Origin of the sequence: Actinoplanes sp. NPDC051851, from assembly GCF_040681165.1 — a bacterium.
Classification (GTDB): domain Bacteria; phylum Actinomycetota; class Actinomycetes; order Mycobacteriales; family Micromonosporaceae; genus Actinoplanes.
Genome location: NZ_JBFAYF010000113.1, coordinates 1 through 16,233, shown reverse-complemented (window position 1 = coordinate 16,233; position 16,233 = coordinate 1). Strand labels below are relative to the sequence as shown.

Annotated in this window: 16 protein-coding genes; 7 read left to right on the top strand and 9 right to left on the bottom strand. The window is 72.4% G+C overall.

The window, feature by feature from the left end:
• Positions 1–329: 329 nt before the first annotated feature.
• Both AB0M08_RS45860 and AB0M08_RS45855 read right to left on the bottom strand, forming a co-directional pair.
• On the bottom strand, positions 330–1,493 hold the full coding sequence (locus AB0M08_RS45860) for a serine hydrolase domain-containing protein (RefSeq protein WP_364508200.1): 1,164 nt from the start codon (positions 1,491–1,493) through the stop codon (positions 330–332).
• 116 nt (positions 1,494–1,609) lie between these two features.
• Positions 1,610–2,200 (bottom strand): TetR family transcriptional regulator, encoded by a 591-nt coding sequence (locus tag AB0M08_RS45855; protein WP_364508197.1) that lies wholly within the window; start codon positions 2,198–2,200, stop codon positions 1,610–1,612.
• Positions 2,201–2,433: 233 nt separating this feature from the next.
• Here AB0M08_RS45855 and AB0M08_RS45850 point away from each other — a divergent pair, with 233 nt between their 5' ends.
• Positions 2,434–3,327, top strand: a complete 894-nt coding sequence (locus tag AB0M08_RS45850; RefSeq protein WP_364508194.1) for a hypothetical protein — start codon at positions 2,434–2,436, stop codon at positions 3,325–3,327.
• Between the two features lie 4 nt (positions 3,328–3,331).
• The gene (locus AB0M08_RS45845) at positions 3,332–4,081 is read left to right on the top strand and encodes a hypothetical protein (RefSeq protein WP_364508191.1); all 750 of its coding nucleotides are present in this window, start codon (positions 3,332–3,334) and stop codon (positions 4,079–4,081) included.
• A 149-nt stretch (positions 4,082–4,230) separates the two neighbouring features.
• On the opposite strand, the gene AB0M08_RS45840 is transcribed toward AB0M08_RS45845, so the two are convergent.
• Positions 4,231–4,827 (bottom strand): hypothetical protein, encoded by a 597-nt coding sequence (locus AB0M08_RS45840; RefSeq protein ID WP_364508189.1) that lies wholly within the window; start codon positions 4,825–4,827, stop codon positions 4,231–4,233.
• 99 nt (positions 4,828–4,926) lie between these two features.
• Positions 4,927–5,610 (bottom strand): alpha/beta hydrolase, encoded by a 684-nt coding sequence (locus AB0M08_RS45835; protein ID WP_364508186.1) that lies wholly within the window; start codon positions 5,608–5,610, stop codon positions 4,927–4,929.
• 52 nt (positions 5,611–5,662) lie between these two features.
• Between AB0M08_RS45835 and AB0M08_RS45830 the strand changes: the two genes are divergently transcribed.
• From AB0M08_RS45830 to AB0M08_RS45820, 3 genes are all read left to right on the top strand, one after another.
• Positions 5,663–6,550: a hypothetical protein gene (locus AB0M08_RS45830; RefSeq protein WP_364508184.1), complete on the top strand. Its 888-nt coding sequence runs from the start codon at positions 5,663–5,665 to the stop codon at positions 6,548–6,550.
• Positions 6,551–6,622: 72 nt separating this feature from the next.
• Positions 6,623–7,768, top strand: a complete 1,146-nt coding sequence (locus AB0M08_RS45825; protein ID WP_364508181.1) for a PAS domain-containing protein — start codon at positions 6,623–6,625, stop codon at positions 7,766–7,768.
• Between the two features lie 22 nt (positions 7,769–7,790).
• Complete coding sequence (locus AB0M08_RS45820; RefSeq protein ID WP_364508178.1) at positions 7,791–9,428, top strand: ATP-binding protein; 1,638 nt, start codon at positions 7,791–7,793, stop codon at positions 9,426–9,428.
• A 108-nt stretch (positions 9,429–9,536) separates the two neighbouring features.
• Here AB0M08_RS45820 and AB0M08_RS45815 read toward each other — a convergent pair whose 3' ends face one another.
• The 5 genes from AB0M08_RS45815 to AB0M08_RS45795 all read right to left on the bottom strand — a co-directional run bounded on the left by AB0M08_RS45815 (position 9,537) and on the right by AB0M08_RS45795 (position 14,221).
• Complete coding sequence (locus AB0M08_RS45815; RefSeq protein WP_364508175.1) at positions 9,537–10,319, bottom strand: alpha/beta hydrolase-fold protein; 783 nt, start codon at positions 10,317–10,319, stop codon at positions 9,537–9,539.
• Between the two features lie 49 nt (positions 10,320–10,368).
• Positions 10,369–11,193, bottom strand: a complete 825-nt coding sequence (locus AB0M08_RS45810) for a caspase family protein (protein ID WP_364508169.1) — start codon at positions 11,191–11,193, stop codon at positions 10,369–10,371.
• 173 nt (positions 11,194–11,366) lie between these two features.
• On the bottom strand, positions 11,367–12,992 hold the full coding sequence (locus AB0M08_RS45805; protein WP_364508166.1) for a glycoside hydrolase domain-containing protein: 1,626 nt from the start codon (positions 12,990–12,992) through the stop codon (positions 11,367–11,369).
• A 264-nt stretch (positions 12,993–13,256) separates the two neighbouring features.
• Positions 13,257–13,826, bottom strand: coding sequence for an HD domain-containing protein (locus AB0M08_RS45800; RefSeq protein ID WP_364508163.1), 570 nt, complete (start codon positions 13,824–13,826; stop codon positions 13,257–13,259).
• A 65-nt stretch (positions 13,827–13,891) separates the two neighbouring features.
• Positions 13,892–14,221 (bottom strand): hypothetical protein, encoded by a 330-nt coding sequence (locus AB0M08_RS45795; RefSeq protein WP_364508160.1) that lies wholly within the window; start codon positions 14,219–14,221, stop codon positions 13,892–13,894.
• 316 nt (positions 14,222–14,537) lie between these two features.
• On the opposite strand from AB0M08_RS45795, the gene AB0M08_RS45790 reads away from it, so the two are divergent.
• Positions 14,538–15,224, top strand: a complete 687-nt coding sequence (locus AB0M08_RS45790) for a DUF3159 domain-containing protein (protein ID WP_364508157.1) — start codon at positions 14,538–14,540, stop codon at positions 15,222–15,224.
• 51 nt (positions 15,225–15,275) lie between these two features.
• A complete protein-coding gene (locus tag AB0M08_RS45785; RefSeq protein ID WP_364508155.1) occupies positions 15,276–16,013 on the top strand; it encodes a dienelactone hydrolase family protein in 738 nt (245 codons plus the stop codon).
• Positions 16,014–16,233 lie beyond the last annotated feature (220 nt).

Genomic DNA, 16,233 nt, shown 5'->3' with positions numbered 1-16,233 from the left:
AGCCGATGCTGCCGGAGGCGGAGACGAGCACGCCGATGCAGAGCGAGACGATCACGAGCAACCGGATCCGGAACCGGTCCGGGGAGACGCCGAGGTGGCGCGGCGGCGGGCGGCGCGGTGGCGAGGTGGCGCGGTGGTGGCGAGGTGGCGGGCGCCCCTGACCGTGACGCGTGTCTGTGCGGGACGCGTGTCTGGGGCGTGGCCGGCGGGGACGCGTGTCTGGGGCGTGGCCGGCCGGGACGCGATCGAGTGGCAGGGGATTTCCCTGCGAGCACCGGTCCGCCTCGCGCCGTGGGGCGCGGGGCGGACCGTGGGCGGGCGTCGTCGGGCTACGAGTGGCAGATGACGTCGTTCAGGAGCTCGCCCGTCCGGGTCTCGACCGCCGCGGAGGTGGTCGGGTCGGCGAGCTGGGTCGTCAGGGAGACGATGGCGACGCGGGAGCCGTTGGTGCTGACCGCGTTCCAGGTGCTGGTGCCGGGGACGTCGCCCGGGTGGAGCCAGAAGCCGCCGCAGTCGGACGGGGTCCACATGATGCCGAGGCCGTAGCGGATGCCGGGGTAGTAGTCCTGCATGGTCTCGGCGAGGACCGTCTGGTGCATCTGGGTCATCTGGGCCGGCTTGAGCAGGCGGCCCTGCTGGAGCGCCTGCCAGAACGTGGCCAGGTCGGACGGGGTGGTGATCAGGCTGCCGGCCGCGTCGGCGACGCTCGGGTTGAGGATGGTGGTGTCGACGAGCCCGGCGCCCGGCTCCCACTGCTGGTAGCCCTCGGCGTGCGGGTCCGGCACCGTCGCGCGGTCGCCGGGGACCACCGTGTGGCGCAGGCCGAGCGGGCGCAGGATCCGGGACCGCACCTCGCTGCCCCAGGAGTGGCCGGTCGCCCTCTCGATGATCATGCCGGCCAGGACGTAGTTGGTGTTGGAGTAGTCCCAGTGCGTGCCGGGCTCGAAGCCGGGCTCGTGCTTCACCGCGATCGCGATCAGGCCGGCCGGGTCGTAGTGGTCGTACCGGTGGGCCAGGTAGCCGTCGGCCGTGCCCAGCACGTCGATGTCCCGCGTGTAGTTGTAGAGGCCGCTGGTGTGCTGCAGCAGGTTGCGCACGGTGATCCGCCCGCCGTCGTTGCCGTTGCCGGTGACCACGCCGGGCAGCCAGTGCTCGACCGTGTCGTCGAGCGACAGCCGTCCCTCGCCGGCCAGTTGCAGCGTGACCACCGCGACGAAGGTCTTGGTGTTGCTGCCCATCCGGAAGTAGCCGTCGGCCGGCACCGGCGTCTGCTTCTCCAGGTCGGCCACTCCGGCGCGGGCGGCGTCCTGTCCGTGTGGCGTACGGGAGAGGGTCTGCACGCCGGTGATCCCTAAGCGGTGGAGATCGTCCGCCGCGCTCTGCAGACGGTTCGGCCGGGATGCGGCCGCCGCGGCGGCGGGCAGAGCGCTGCCGGCGACCAGGACGGCGACCAGGGTCGTGGCCAGCGTCCATCGGCCGAGGTTTGCTCGCATGTCGTTCCCTCCGTCGGTTGAGGTCTCGTTCGACCTGCTTCGACGGTAGGAAAAACGTTGATCGTTCTCTATCCGGGAGTCCACCGTCTTCGGGGTGGGGTTAACCCCCATGCCTCTCAGGACGTGCTGGTCACCGCGGTGAAGGCGGCCGCGAGGAGATCGTGCAGGGGTACCTCGCCGCGGCGCTCGGTCCACACCTTGCCGGCGGAGTCGAGGCAGGCGATGGCGGTGGCGAGGATCGCGGTGGCGCGCAGGTCGTCCAGCCCGTCGCCGGTCTCCGGGAGGCGCCGGCGGACCTCCGGGAGCAGGTCGGCCTGCCACTGCAGGTGCTTCTCGACGTGGCGGGCGCGGAGCGAGGGGGTGCCGTACATCATCTCGGAGATCTTCAGAAGTCTGTCGTGGTCGGCGGGCTCGGCGTCGAGGCTCATCAGCACGTGGAGCAGGGAGGCCCAGATCGGCTCGCCGTCCGGGCGGGTGGCCAGGATGTCGCGGGCGCGCAGGCCCTCGGCGGCCAGGTTGCCCAGGACGATGTCCTCCTTGGTGCCGAAGTACCGGAAGAACGAGCGGCGGGAGATGCCGGCGGCGGCCGCAATGTCGTCGATCGTGGTGGCGTCGAAGCCCTTCTCCAGGAAGAGGCTCATCGCGACCTCGCTGATCTCCTCGATCGCCGCCCGGCGGGTACGGCTCCACAGGCCCTCGCTGCTCATGCCTCCAGTGTAGTCAGCGCGACGCGTGGTGACTTACTGGCACTGAGTGTCAGCATCACCCGAGTGGTGGATCATGCGGTGGCTAGACGGACAAAACGTACTTTATCGGTCATAGTGGGCACGCACGGGCGCCGGTGGTGGCGTCCCCGATCGAGCGGACCCCACGGATGGACAGCGCCCACACCAGGCCGGCCCACCCCCGGCCGGCCCGGCATCGCAGGCTCGGTGCGGTCATGGTCGCCACCCTCTCGCTGACGGCGGCCGCGGCGTGCACCGGGGACGACCGGGTGACCTACACCGACGACCTGCCGGGGGCGAACGCGGCGCCGAACCCCCTGGACATCCCCTCGGACGCCTATCCCGTGCCGATCGAGACGTTCGGCCCGGAGGGCGACGAGCCGACCGCGGTCCTCACCACCGCGCCGACGGCAGGCGGCACCGGCTCCGGGCACGGCTCCGTCCGGGGGAACAGCGGTAACGGTATCGGTGGACCGGCGTTCGTCGAGCCGCCCGCGCGGGAGCGCCGGACCGGGGTGGCCAGGCCCCCGGCCGTAGCCGGAACGCCGGGTAGAGCCACCGGGATGCCCCCGGGGGGAACACCGGTGACCCTGCCGCCGCGGCCCCCGGCGGAAAAGCCCGTGCCGACGGCCGCGGGGGACAGGACCCCGGCCGTGCAGCAGGTCATCGACAGGGTGAAGCCCGCCGCCCCGAAGCCCGCCAGGACCCGCTCCCGCCCGCACCCCGTCGCCCCCGCCGGCCCGGCGCAGGGCATCACCCGGCACCGCCCGGCCCGCGCCCCCGACCCCGACGACTGCGATCCGCCGTTCCGCCCCGGCGACTCCGGCCAGACCATGACGGTCGCGCGCCGCGGTCCCGCCCTGCTCTGCGTGGCCGGGTACGCCCCCTTCCCGATCCCCTGGCTGACCATCGTCAACCCGGAGGGCCGCCAGGTGTCCGTGCCGGCCCGCTGGGTCGCCGACGACCTGCCCGCCTCCTGGTACTTCAAGCCGGGCATCAACGGCGACCCCCTGGAGGAGGACGGCGTGTACTGGTTCCGGGTCGACGGCCTGAGCGAGGACCGCGAGCGCCGGCTGATCTCCGAGGGCCGGATCGTGGTGACGGGGTGATCCGATGAGGGTACGGCTGTTGCTGGTGGCGGCGATGCTGGCGCTGGGCGCGACGGGATGTGGCAGCACGGACGGCCTGGACGACCGGCGTGACCTGCCGGTGATCCGCGATCCGGACGTCCTGGCCGCTCCGGTGCAGCCGCTCCCGGCCGAGCGCCCCGCACCCACACGGAAGACCACCGGGAATCCCGGCAGAAACCCGGAAACCCTTCCTCCGGTACGGTCCACGACGGCGAGACCCGCACCCACCGCGACCCGAGAGGTGAAGCCCGCACCCGCCCGCACGCGAGTGTGGCGCCGCCCCGTCCCACCGCCCGCGAAGGCCTACCCCCGCCCAGCAGCCTCCTCGGCGGAACCCGCCCCGCCCCTGCTCCGGGAGCCGGAGCCCGTCCCCGTGAGCCCGTCCCCGGCGACGGAACACGAGCCCGAACCCGAGCCCGAACCCGAGCTGAGCACCCCACCCGAGCCCGCCGCCCCGCAGGCCACCTTCCGTACCACGCGGGAGCGCCCGTGGATGCGCCCCGGCGACCGGGTCCGGGTGACCGTCAACGGCTACCCGCCCGGATCCCGGGTCGACGTCCTGGTCACCGGTGCCGATGCGACCTACTCCACGTCGTTCACCACCGACGACCTCGGGCACGCGACCGCCCGCTGGCGCATCCCCGGGGAGGCCGCCTCCGGCACGTACGCCGTCACCCTCGACCCGGCGCCGCCGGACTGCGATCCCTGCGCGCTGTTCGAGGTCGGCCGTTAGCCGGTGTTCCGCGCCGCTGTTCCACACCGCCGTGATCCGCGAAAGCAGGCCTGCGGACGGTGGGCAGCGAAGACGCGGTGCGGGTGGCGGTGCCACGACCGATCGCCCGAGCGCGCGGGTTGCGGGGAAGTCCGGGCGTCCCCCACTGATCAGGGGCCGAGTAGAGCCAACGGCACGACCGCAACGTCACCTAGCAATCGAGCGGCCAGCGCGGGGTCGGCCAGATGGTGCCGGGACGACTGGCCGAGCCGGTCCAGATGGCTGTGGCCGGGAATCCATGCCGGCAGATCATCGAGCAGCCACAACGAGGACAGGGCGTCACGGTAGGCGAGGGTGGTGTCCTTAGCCGGTTTGTTCGCCAGCCCGGCGGTCGCCGCGTCGAGAATCCTCGCATAGGTCGCCGTCGTCGATGTCGCTGCGGCATAGGCGGCAAGCCAGGCGCGCAGTACCGCCGGACGGCGGACCGGATAGCCCTGTTCCGGGAACTCCCGCTCCACGACGTTGTCCAGATACGCGTCCAACTCGGCTCGCCGGACACGCGGCGGCAGCCCCCGGATGGCGGGGAACCCCGATGCGGTGATCTCCTCGACGTAGTCGGTCAGCCGCAGCCCGGTCCTCCCGTCGATGTCGCGGTCGCCCGCCAGTAGCGCGGATAGGCGCACCGTAGGAGTCTCGACTTGCCGTTCCGCCAGGCTGAGCGGCCGCATCCGCATCGGCACGATCCGTCCGGCGCCCGAATGGATCACCGCACCCCGAGCGTCACCCGTTGACCGGCGGACTGCCACGGCGTGTGTGGGTGCGGCACCCGACGGCCGGCGAGGCCACGCCGGCTTCCGGGGCATGGGCTAGGCCAGGGTCGCCATGATCAGGTCCATCGCCCGCTCGATCGCCGCGCGCGACGCGTCATCGTCGTCGACGACGTCGAACCCGTGCCGCCCCTGCGGTACGTCCACGATCTCCAGGTTCGCCGCCCCCGCCACGAAGGCCGCCACGCCCTCCGCCACCCTGGGCTCCTCCCGGCCCACCCGGGTCAGCACCACCGGGACCTCGCCGCTCGCCACCGGCACGAACCGCTCGGGCACGTTCCACTCCGGGTACGGCACCACGAACGGGTAGCTCAGCGCCACCCCGCGCAGCCAGGACGGCGGCTGCCGCAGCCAGTCCGCCGCGAGTAGCCCGCTGCCGGAGAAGAACCAGAGTGCCACCCGCTCCTCGTCCACCCGTGGATCGCTGCGGACCGTCTCGATCGCCGCCGCCACGTCCGCCGCCGCGGTCGGGTAGTCCGCCGGGGTGTGCAGGCCGTGCCCGGCGACCACACCCACCGCTCCCCGGGCGGCCGCCAGCCCGCCGTACCCCTGGAAACGCGGCCAGTCACGCGGCGTGAGGAAGGGCGGCAACGGCCCGCCGTGCACGAACACGATCGCCGGGCGTGGCCGGACGATCTCGCCGGGCAGGTGGAGATCGATGGTCTCCTGCCGCTCCACCGTGCAAGACGGGACAGTCAGGACGAAGGGCTTCAGAAAGTCCATCGCCGGAGTCTATCGGCGATCGCCGATGGCGAGGGGGCGCTACAGTCCGTCCGTGCACAGCAGGCGAGTGGTGGCGCTGGTCCTGGCCGGGGTGCTCCTCGCGGCCTGTTCCCGGGAGTCCTCCCCGGCGGCCGGGCCGGCGCTCCGGCTGCGCGCGACCGGCGAGCAGTGGCGCGTCCACGAGGTCAACCGGCAGCTCGCCGTCGCCCTGTACAACGACGGCGCGGTCCCGGTGCACGTCTCCCGGGTCGAGCCGGTGCTGCCCGATTTCGACGGTGCGGCCGCGGTCGGCACCGACGCGCTCCTGCCGGTCGGTGGCCTGCGCGTCGACGTACCGGTCTCCTACGGCACCGGCCGGACCTGCGACGCCCGCGCCGTCGCCTCGCACGTCGTGGTCACCGCCCGCCCGGACGGCGCCACCCGCTGGCAGCGGCTCACCCTGGCGCTCCCCTACCCGAATCCGCTGCTCGACAGGCTGCTCGCCGACGACTGCGCCACCCGGCGTATCCAGCAGAGCGTCACGCTCGCCTTCGGCCCGTGGACCGATCACGGCGCGACCGGGCTGACCGGCAGCCTGACGATCGAGCGTACCGCCGCCGCGACCGGAACCGTTCAGGTCCGCGAGCTCGACGGCAACGTCATGTACGACCTCACGCCCGGTACCGCACCCGCCACGACCCCACCCGCCACGACCGTGCCGGTCTCGACCGTGCTGACCTCGACCGTGCTCACCGCCGCGAACCCGCGGGCCGAGATCCCGCTCACCGTCCGGCCGAACCGCTGCGACCTGCACGCCTTCGCCGAGGTCAAGAAGCCCTACGAGTTCCTCGCGCACGTCTCCCTGGACGGCGCCGACCCGCTGGCCACCGCCCTGCCTGTGTCCGAGAGTGACAAGAGCGCCCTGGACGCCATGCTGCGCCGCATCTGCAAGGTGCCGTGATTCACTCACGCGGGGGCCTTTCCGGACGATGAGCAGCATGTGGAGCCCAGGCGCCCGAAGGTGGATCGTGAGATGCGCCGGATCGCGGTGATGAACGCGTACCGGCTGTTCGACACGCCACCCGCGGAGGAGTTGCACGCGGTGGCGCGGGTGGCCGCCGCGGTCGCCGGGGTGCCCACGGCAGGCATCAACCTGATCGACCGGAATCGGCTGACCCAGCTGGTCGCGGTCGGCGCGACCCCGATGAGCTGCCCGCGGGCCGACTCGATGTGCACCGTCCGCTTCGAGTCCGGCCGCTTCACCCACGTGCCCGACGCCCGCCTCGATCCGGCGTACCGGACCAACCCGTGGGTCACCGGCGAGCGCGGCAACGTCCGGTTCTACGCCGCCGCGCCCCTGGTCACCCCGGCCGGGTACGCCCTCGGCACGCTCTGCGTGGTCGACGACGAGCCCCGGGCGCTGACCGGCGACCAGATCGCCCGGCTCACCGCGCTGGCCGGCATCGTGATCGGTTTCTTCGAGCGGTACCGGGACGCCCGGATCGCCGCCGATCTCGCCGGCACCATCCAGCTGCGGTACCAGCGGACCGAGGCCGTGCTCGACAACGTCGACTCCGCGGTGATCGCGGTGGACCCGTCCGGCGAGATCACCCTCTTCAACAAGGCCGCCAGCCGGCTGCACGGCGAGAACATGAACGGCACCGAGTACCAGGAGGCCAAGGCCAAGATCCTCCTGTACGAACCGGACGGCGTCACGCCGATACCACCCGAGCGGATGCCGTTGATCAAGGCCATCCGGGAGCGCGTCGTGGTCAGCCGCCGGGAGCTCGCGGTCGGCCGTCCCGCCGGTGAGCCGATGCCCGCGCGCGCCAACGCCCGGCCGATCCTGGACAAGGAGGGCCTGGTGGTCGGCGGCGTACTGGCACTGCAGGACCTGACCGCCGAGCGCACCCGGCAGCGCCTGATCGAGCAGGCCCGGGGCCGGCTCGCCGACGCCAACGCCGAGCTGCGCCGCTCGAACACCGACCTGACCAACTTCGCCGCCGCGGTCAGCCACGACCTGGTCGCCCCGCTCTCCGCGGTCTGCGGCTACCTCGACCTGCTCGCCGACGAGGGCCACGAGCGGGCCGGCGCCGCGGTGGCCGAGATAGCCCGGATGCGCGGGGTGATCGACGGTCTGCTCGGCCGGGCACGCGCGGCCTCCGGGTCAGGTTCGTGACCCCGGTGCCGATCAGACAGACATGCATCTCGTCGAGCCCGGGCTGGATCACGAGCAGCGCCGGCTCGCCGCGCTGCACGAGTACCGCCTGCTCGACGCCCCGGCCGGGGACGAACTGGAGGCGGTCGTGCGGGTCGCGGCCGCGGTCGCGGGGGTGCCCACCGCCACCCTGAACCTGATCGACGAGAACCGCCAGTGCCAGCTGACCACGGTCGGCTTCGACGGCGCCGACTCGGCGCGGACCGACTCGATGTGCGCGATCCGTTTCGAGACCGGTGAGTTCACGTACACCCCGGACGCCAGCCGGCACCCGCTCTACGAGGGGAACCCGTGGGTCACCGGGATCCTCGCCGACGTGCGCTTCTACGCCTCCGCCCCGCTGATCACCCCGGACGGGTACGCCCTCGGCTCGCTCTGCGTCTTCCACAACGAGGTGCGCACCCTCGACGACGACCAGATCGCCCGGCTCAAGGACCTCGCCGAGATCATCGTGGCCCTCTTCGAGCGCCGCCGGCAGGCCCGCCTCAACGGCGAGCTCGCGGTGATCGCCGAATCCCGGCAGCGCTGGACCGACACCCTGCTGGAGACGATCGACGTCGCGGTGGTCGCCTGCGACCAGTCCGGACGCCTCACCCTCTTCAACCGGGCCGCCCGCGAGTGGCACGGGATGGACGCCGACCCCACCGTCGACCCGGAGGATCTCTCCGGCACGTACTCGCTCTACGAGCCGGACGGCGAGACGTTCTTCCCGGTCGACCGGATCCCGCTGCTGCGCGCCCTGCGCGAGGGCGAGGTGCACGACGTCGAGATGATCATCAAGCGCCCGGGCGGCTTCACCCACGTGAGCGTCAGCGGCCGTGCCCTGGTCTCCGCGGAGGGCGTCCCGCTCGGCGCGGTGGTCGCGATGAACGACGTCACCAACGACCGGGCCCAGCAACGGGCCATCGAGAACGCCCGCCGCGAGCTGGCCGCGGCCAACGCCGACCTGCGCCGCTCCAACACCGACCTGACCAACTTCGCCGGCGCGGTCAGCCACGACCTGGTCGCCCCGCTGGCCGCGGTCGGCGGTTACCTGGAGCTGCTCGGCGATGAGATCACCGACCCCCAGTCCGCCAGTTGGGTGGCCGCCGCCACCCGGGCGGTGACCCGGATGCGCGATCTGATCGGTTCCCTTCTGGGGTACGCCCGGGCCGGCAGCGCTCCGGTCAGCCGGGTCCGCGCCGACCTGGGTGACGTCTTCGACCAGGTCACCGCCGACCTGAACGCGGAGATCGTGTCCAGCTGCGCCGAGGTGGTGACCCCCGAGTGTCTCCCGGAGATCGCCTGCGACCCGGTGCTGGCCCGTCAGCTCCTGCAGAACCTGATCGCCAACGCCATCAAGTACCGGCACCCGTCCCGCCCGGCCCGCATCGAGGTCACCGCGGCCCGCGAGTCCGCCGCCTGGGCGATCACGGTCGCGGACAACGGGGTCGGCATCCCGGAGAACCAGCGCACCCGGGTCTTCGACATGTTCGCCCGCGTCGACGGCACCACCGCGGCCGGCCACGGCATCGGCCTCTCCAGCTGCCTGCGCATCGTCGACCGCCACGGCGGCACCATCCGCGTCGACGACAACGAGGGCGGCGGCACCCGGGTCATCTTCACCCTGCCCGACCAGTAGGAACGACTCACGCGGGAGGCCCGGCCGCGGCCGTCCCCGAGCGTGACGATCCGGCGGGCCGGCACACGGGCCCGCCGCCCCGGGGATCCGCCGGCCGGGCCGCCGCGGTCAGGGGCTCAGCGTGCGGGCGAGGAAGGCGAAGGCCGCCGGGATCTGGGTGCTCCAGTAGCCGAAGTCGTGGCGGCCCGGGGCGTATCCGCCCGCGACCGGCTTGACCGGCATCGCCGTGCGCAGCGCCTTGACGTCGTCGAGCAGGCCGTCGCCGGTACCGCACCACAGGCCGACCGGGACCGTACGCAAGGCAGCCACCTGCCGGAACACCGCGTCGCCCGGAGTGACCGCCGGGGAGAAGGCGGCCACCGAGCGCAGCGAGTCCGGGAAGGACTCGGCCAGCAGCAGCGCGCCGGAGCCGCCCATCGACCAGCCCCACGCCGACGTCCGGGCGGTGTCGAAGCCCCGCTCGGCGCACCAGGCCGGCAACTCCTGGTGGACCATCCGCTGCGGGTCGTCCCGGCCGCCCGGCTGCCAGGCCAGGCGGTCGCCGTCCGCGCCGGCCAGCACGAACGGGGCGGCACCGTGCCGGACCGCGTCGGTGAGGAAGCGGCCCAGGCCGAGCGCCGGGTAGTCGGCGGGACGCTTGGTACCGCCGTGCAGGATGAGGCAGACCGGCAGCCCGCGCCCGTCGCCGTGCCCGGCCGGGACCGCGGTGTAGAAGTCGACGGTCTGCCCGCGCGCGGACGAGAAGCGCTGCTCCACCCGCTCCCTCCCGGGTGGCCCGCTCGGCCGCGCCGCCGGGGGACCGTCCCGGCGCGCCTGGGCACCGGCCGCCGCGGCCATCGCCGCCGCAAGGATCGCCGACCCACCACCGGTCAGCAGGACTCGTCGTCGCATTCGCCCGTTCATCGCCCTGCTCAACGAGCGGCGGCCCCGAAGATCGCGCTCACCGAGCGGCGGCCCCGAAGATCGCGCAGAACGACCGGCGCTTCGGCGGCCGTAGCCGGGCCGGGATCCGCGACGCCGGGTCCTGGACGCCGAGCGGGCTGCGCGCCAGGTAGATCTCACCCCCGCGGGCGTACTGCGACCGCTGCGGGTTCTGGTCGACGCCGGCCCGCCGGAGCGCCTCCTCCACGTGCCGGTGCAGGTCCCAGGTGGAGACCAGCCCGTCGCCGTCGCGGTCGGCGGCCCCGGTGCGGAGCCCGTCGACCAGGGCCGCGGTGTAGACCGATCGGGCGAGGCCGGACCGGGGGCGCTGTTCGAGGGCGACCTGCCCGCCGTGCGACGAGGTCAGCACGACCCGGCCGCGGTTCCCCCGGAAGGGGAGCGGGGCGGCGGCGGACCGGCGCCCGCCGAACGCGCCGGCGTGGCAGCAGTCCAGGATCACCACCTGCCGGCCGGCGTCGCAGCGGCTGAGCAGCGCCCACAGCCACTCGGCGGGTACGGCGCTCGACGCCGGGTCGGTGGCGTCGGTGTCCACGCCGGCGAAGTGCAGGTTCCCGGTGCCGTCGAGGAGACCGTGGCCGGAGAGGTAGATCAGGGCCAGGTCGTCGCGCCCGTGCTCGCTCAGGAAGCCCCGTACCGCGTTCCGCAGCCCGGCGTGGGTCTCGTCGATCACGGTGGTGACCGCGAATCCGCCCAGGGCCCGGTCGCCGAGGACCTGGCCGACCTCGCGCGCGTCCCCGGCGGGCGCCAGCAGATCACCGAGGTCGGGGTGGTGGTAACGGCCGGTGCCGATGACCAGGGCACCGCGCCGCGTCGGCGTCGTCACGTGCGGTTCTCCGGGGCCGGGGAGGGGTCGTCACGGAGCCAACGATCGGCGCCGGGGGACGGGCGTCGGATGATCGGCCGATCTCCGCTGTCCGGGCGGACGACGCCCATTCGTGGCCCGTACGCGAAAAGGCGCCGGCGGAAAGCCGGCGCCCTCGCGAGGAGAAGGACCCTCTAGAAGAGCGGGGTCCGGCCCTTGTATCCGGTGGAGACGCGGATCCCGGCGGCGAGCGTCTTGCCGTTGCCGCGGTAGAGCATCAGATATCCGCTGCCGTTCACCGCGACCAGATCGGTGTGCCCGTCCCGGTCGAAGTCGCCGATGCCGGTCAGGTCCCGCAGGCCCGTTCCGGAGCCGATTCTGACGCGTGCCTTGAAGCCGCCGGACTTGCCGGGGTACAGGTAGATCGCGCCGGTCGACCTCAGTTTGACGACCAGATCCTGGCGCCCGTCGCCGTCGAAGTCGCCGCCGCCGGCGAACTCGGTCCGGTCGTTCCAATCCCCGCCGGCCAGGTGCTTCCGGGTGCCGAACTTCGCGCCCTTCTTGCCGGGGTACAGGTAGACGTCGCCGTTGCTGGTCTGCACGGCCAGCATGTCCGGGTACCCGTCCTTGTCGAAGTCGCCGATCGCGGTCATCTCGCGCAGCTTCTTCTGGTTCTTGTAGAGCTTCTTCCGGGTGCCGAACGTGCCGTTGCTCTTCCCCGGATAGAACCAGACGGCGCCGGTCGACTTCTTCCGCGCGACGACGTCCTGATAGCCGTCCCGGTTCAGGTCCATCCGGATGATCTGATCCATTCCCGAGAAACCACCCGAGACCTTTTTCCGGTACGACTCCACGACGGCGGTCCCGTTACCCGGATAGGAGTAGAGGTTCCCGGTGCTCTTGGTCCGCGCCAGCACATCGGACCACCCGTTCCGGTTCCAGTCGGCGAGTTTCGCCGAGGGCAGCCGCCGGAAGTCCAGGTAGTCGTTGTCGATGTTGATCGAGACGCCGCCGTAGGTCTCCACGTGCCCGCCCTGGTACTGCTTCATCCGGCGGTGCCCGGCCCAGTAGGTGGATGGGATGACCGTGTCGGAAACGGTCACCACCCCGTCCCAGCGGGCGAAGTCGACGTAGTCCGGGTGGACGTACCCGGCCTTGGCGTACGCCGTGACCTGGTCCTTGACCCCGGATCCGGCGCTGGAGTAGTACCCGGAGAAGTAGCCCGAGTCGTGCAGCCGGGCGGTCCACGCGCTGATGAAGTCGAGGACACCCTTCACGCAGCTCGCGTTCGTGGTGTCGTACGCCTCCATGTCGTAGATCAGCACGCTCTCCCGCGACAGCCCGAGCGCCTGGGCCTGCACGATCGCGTCCACCGCGGCCGCCTTACCCTGCGCCGCCGCGGTGCCGTTGCTGATCAGGTTCTTCTTCGTGGTGCTGGTGCACGCGGCCTGCGGCCCGACGTAGAGCGGGATCAGCCGCCACCCGCGCCCGACCTGCTCGCGTACCCAGGAGGCGGTGAGGTTCGCCTGCGTGCAGCCCCGGTTGTTGCCGCCGAAGTAGATGCCGGCCGCCCGGTACGGCGACGACGCCAGCCAGGTCGCCATGGTCGCCGACGACGGCGCGGTGCACGCGTCGAACCCGTACCCGGTGAAGTTCCCGGGCTGCGGCGCCAGCGCGGTGGCCGCGTCCGCGTCGGTGTCGATCAGTGCCAGCGGCGCCAGCGACAGCGCGACGACGAGGGCACCGAGTATTCGCTTACGGTCACGGAACAGCCTGCGCGGATGCATCCGATGACGCCCGGCCGCGGGCGTTTCAGTCATGGGGAACCAATCGTCAGCGATCGAAACCCCAAGATGAAACCAGAGCCCTCCCAGTACGGCGAGAGCCGTTCGTACGATCTTGCCGATCTGAATGGACGACCCGCACCCGCGCGGCCGTTCCCGGCGGGAGGCGCGGCTCCCGGTTCTGGCCGGTGCTGAGGGGTGCCTCGCTCCGCGTCAGGCACCCCTCAGCGCCGGCCAAGAGCGTGACCGGATCCGACAGCGAAAGGGATGCCGGCCGGGAGTGGCCGTGCGGTCAGCTGCTCAGGCGAGCAGGGACTCGATGCGGGTGGCGATGGTGCGCAGGTGCGGGCCGCGGTCCGGGTCCACCAGGGCGTTCCACGAGGTGGGGCCGTGGCGGTGGAGCATCTCGGCGTAGCGCTGGGCCGGGTCGACCCGGTCGCCGCGGGGGCCGACGGTCTGGTCGGCGTAGGTCAGGGTGTCGGCGAGGACGGTGCGCTCCTCCGGGTACGCCGAGAGCGCCTCGTCGAGCCCGCGGGCGGCGGCGATGAACTTCGCGCCGGAGTGGTAGGCGACCATGCCGGCGATCCGGATCGGCCAGCCGGCCCGGGTCAGGTGGTCGGCGCCGTCGAGGGGGTGGAAGCCGGAGCGGACGGTCGGCTCCGCGTACCCGATGTCGTGCAGCCAGGCGGCGGCGGTGAGCAGGTCGGCGTCGAGGTCGAGGCGCACGGCCAGCTCGGCGGCGCGGGCGGCGACACCGGCGCTGTGCAGCCATCGGTTGCCCATGTCGCCCAGCAGGACCTCGGCGAGATCCCGGGCCGCGAGGGTGAGGGGTCCGGCGGGCGGGAGGCACAGACCGGGAGCGACCGTCATGGTCGCAACTTAAACGCCGCTCGGTGAACGACAGGCAAACGTCAGATGGCGGATCGCGGAATCGATCAGCGGGCGGGCGCGTTCCGGACCCGCTGCGGGGGCAGCCCGGCGGCGCAGAGCTGGTCGGCGAGGCGGCCCTGCGGGTTGTCGACGAAGACCGCGACCTGGTGATCGTCGCCCAGGTCGCAGGCGGCCACCACGGAGCCGAGGTTGATCGGGTCGAGCTCGATCACGTCGGCGAGGTCGACGATCAGCCGCAGCGGGCGTACCCGGCGGACCGTGTGCACCAGGAGCTGGCGTAGTTCGACGGCCTTGTCCTCGCCGACCGAACCGCGTGGGTGGATCACCACGCTGCCGTCCGGCCCGGTGCGGACCTCGAAGACTGGGCTACGCATCGGATCACCTTTCGTTACCGTGCGTTCATAAGGTGACCAGAGTATGTCCCGATTCATCCCGAGGCGAGAACGACGTCCCTCGGCCGTGGATAACGCTTAGGTAACGGAAAATCGGGCGAATTCCACCCCATCCTGGTCAGGGGCTGCCCTCAGCGTCCCGGACACCTTCCGACCAGCGAACCAACGTCCGGTGTCAATCACATGAACGAATGGAGTCGCGCGCCGCGGGGCCCCGGGGTGGCGCGCGGGGGCTCGTGATCGCCGGTGGGGCCACCTAGGGTTAGGCTGTCCTAACTTTTAGAGGGACGGGTGGAGCATGGCGCAGCCGGAATCGCTGGCGGAGCTGCTCAACGGGCGGCGGGCCGCGGTGGACGCCTCCCTGCCGGCGGTCGGGCTGGTCGCCGGATGGCTGATCGGGCGCTCGGTGTGGGCCGCGGTGATCGGTGCCGTGGTCTGCGCGATCGGGATCGCCGTGTGGCGGTCGCGCCGGGGCGAGAAGCCGCGTGCCGTGCTGATCGGCCTGCTCGGGGTCTGCGTGGCGGCGCTGGTGGCGCTGCACACCGGGCGGGTCGAGGACTTCTTCCTGCTCCAGCTGCTCAGCAACGCGGCGAGCGTGCTGGTCTGGGCGATCAGCATCGTGATCCGGTGGCCGCTGCTCGGCCTCGTCGTCGGTGCGGTGCTCGGGCAGAAGACCCGCTGGCGCCGGGACCCCGATCTGCTCCGGGCCTACTCGCGGGCCAGCTGGGTGTGGCTTCTCCAGTACGTGATCCGGGTCGCGGTCTTCCTGCCGCTCTACGCCGCGGGGCAGATCGTGGCGCTGACCGCGGCACGGGTGGCGCTGAGCTGGCCGCTGATCACGGTGATGCTCGCGGCGGCGTGGTGGGTGATCCAGCGGACGCTCCCCGAGGGGCACCCGGGTCTGCGCCACCCGGTGACCGGCGAGCCGTCCGCCTCCTCGGTGCCCGAGCCCGACGCGGCGGACGGCGTACCGGAAAAGGGGTAAAGGGTGTGAGAGCCGTCAGGACGGCGCGCGCGGGTCGGTAGGGTGCGCGGCGTGAAGCTGCGTGAAGAGGAAGTGCGCGTCCCGTCGGCGGCCGGGGAGATCCGGACGATCGTGATCGAGCCCGTCGGTGACCGGGAATGGCCAGGGCTGCTGCTCTACACCGACATCTTTCAGCTGACCGAGTCGACGCTGCGGACCGCGCGCCGGCTGGCGGCCGAGGGGTTCGTGGTCTGCGTGCCGGAGATCTATCCGCACGGTGAGCTGGCCGGGGTGGCGCTGGAGTTCGACGATCCCGGCAAGGCGCGCGGGCTGGCCGGCGCGGCGGCGACCACGACCGCGCAGTTCGACGCGGACCGGGTGGCGGTGCTGGACCACCTGTCGGCGCGCCCGGGCGTGGGACGGATCTTCGCGACCGGGTTCTGCATCGGCGGGCACCTGGCGTTCCGGGCCGCGTTCGACGAGCGGGTCGCGGCGACCGTCTGCTTCTACCCGACCGGGCTGCAGAACGGCGCGCTCGGCGCGGACGCGGACGCCGGTTCGCTGCAGCAGGCGTCGGAGATCCGCGGTCCGCTTCTGATCATCTTCGGCTCGAACGACCCGCACGTGCCCGCCGCGGCGCGCCTGCAGGTGGTCTCGACGCTCTACGCGGCCGGGATCGAGGACCTGGAGCTGCACGTGTACCGGGGCGGGGAGCACGCGTTCATGCGCGACATCGGCCCCCGCCACGACCCGGTCCTCACCGACCGCGGCCTCTCCGAGGCGGTCTCCTTCCTCCGCGACCGCGCATAGCGCAACCGCGTGTAGGCGCAACCGCGTGTAAGCGCAACCGCGTGTAAGCGCAACCGCGTGTAAGCGTGAACGCGTGAACGCGTGTAGCGCGACCGTCTGTGGCGCGACCGCGTGTAGGCGGTCGCGATGCCCGTGCCCGCTCCCGGCAGTGCCGCGGTCACCGTTCTGGCTGGTGCTCAGGGGTGCCTCGCTCCGCTTGAGGCACCCCTGAGCACCAGCC

What these genes read in the sequence shown, in the direction of transcription:
- AB0M08_RS45860 (WP_364508200.1), bottom strand. Translation starts at nt 1,493, where the DNA reads ATGCGAGCAAACCTCGGCCGATGGACGCTGGCCACGACCCTGGTCGCC.
- AB0M08_RS45855 (WP_364508197.1), bottom strand. Translation starts at nt 2,200, where the DNA reads ATGAGCAGCGAGGGCCTGTGGAGCCGTACCCGCCGGGCGGCGATCGAG.
- AB0M08_RS45850 (WP_364508194.1), top strand. Translation starts at nt 2,434, where the DNA reads ATGGTCGCCACCCTCTCGCTGACGGCGGCCGCGGCGTGCACCGGGGAC.
- AB0M08_RS45845 (WP_364508191.1), top strand. Translation starts at nt 3,332, where the DNA reads ATGAGGGTACGGCTGTTGCTGGTGGCGGCGATGCTGGCGCTGGGCGCG.
- AB0M08_RS45835 (WP_364508186.1), bottom strand. Translation starts at nt 5,610, where the DNA reads ATGGACTTTCTGAAGCCCTTCGTCCTGACTGTCCCGTCTTGCACGGTG.
- AB0M08_RS45825 (WP_364508181.1), top strand. Translation starts at nt 6,623, where the DNA reads ATGCGCCGGATCGCGGTGATGAACGCGTACCGGCTGTTCGACACGCCA.
- AB0M08_RS45820 (WP_364508178.1), top strand. Translation starts at nt 7,791, where the DNA reads ATGCATCTCGTCGAGCCCGGGCTGGATCACGAGCAGCGCCGGCTCGCC.
- AB0M08_RS45815 (WP_364508175.1), bottom strand. Translation starts at nt 10,319, where the DNA reads ATGCGACGACGAGTCCTGCTGACCGGTGGTGGGTCGGCGATCCTTGCG.
- AB0M08_RS45805 (WP_364508166.1), bottom strand. Translation starts at nt 12,992, where the DNA reads ATGACTGAAACGCCCGCGGCCGGGCGTCATCGGATGCATCCGCGCAGG.
- AB0M08_RS45800 (WP_364508163.1), bottom strand. Translation starts at nt 13,826, where the DNA reads ATGACGGTCGCTCCCGGTCTGTGCCTCCCGCCCGCCGGACCCCTCACC.
- AB0M08_RS45795 (WP_364508160.1), bottom strand. Translation starts at nt 14,221, where the DNA reads ATGCGTAGCCCAGTCTTCGAGGTCCGCACCGGGCCGGACGGCAGCGTG.
- AB0M08_RS45790 (WP_364508157.1), top strand. Translation starts at nt 14,538, where the DNA reads ATGGCGCAGCCGGAATCGCTGGCGGAGCTGCTCAACGGGCGGCGGGCC.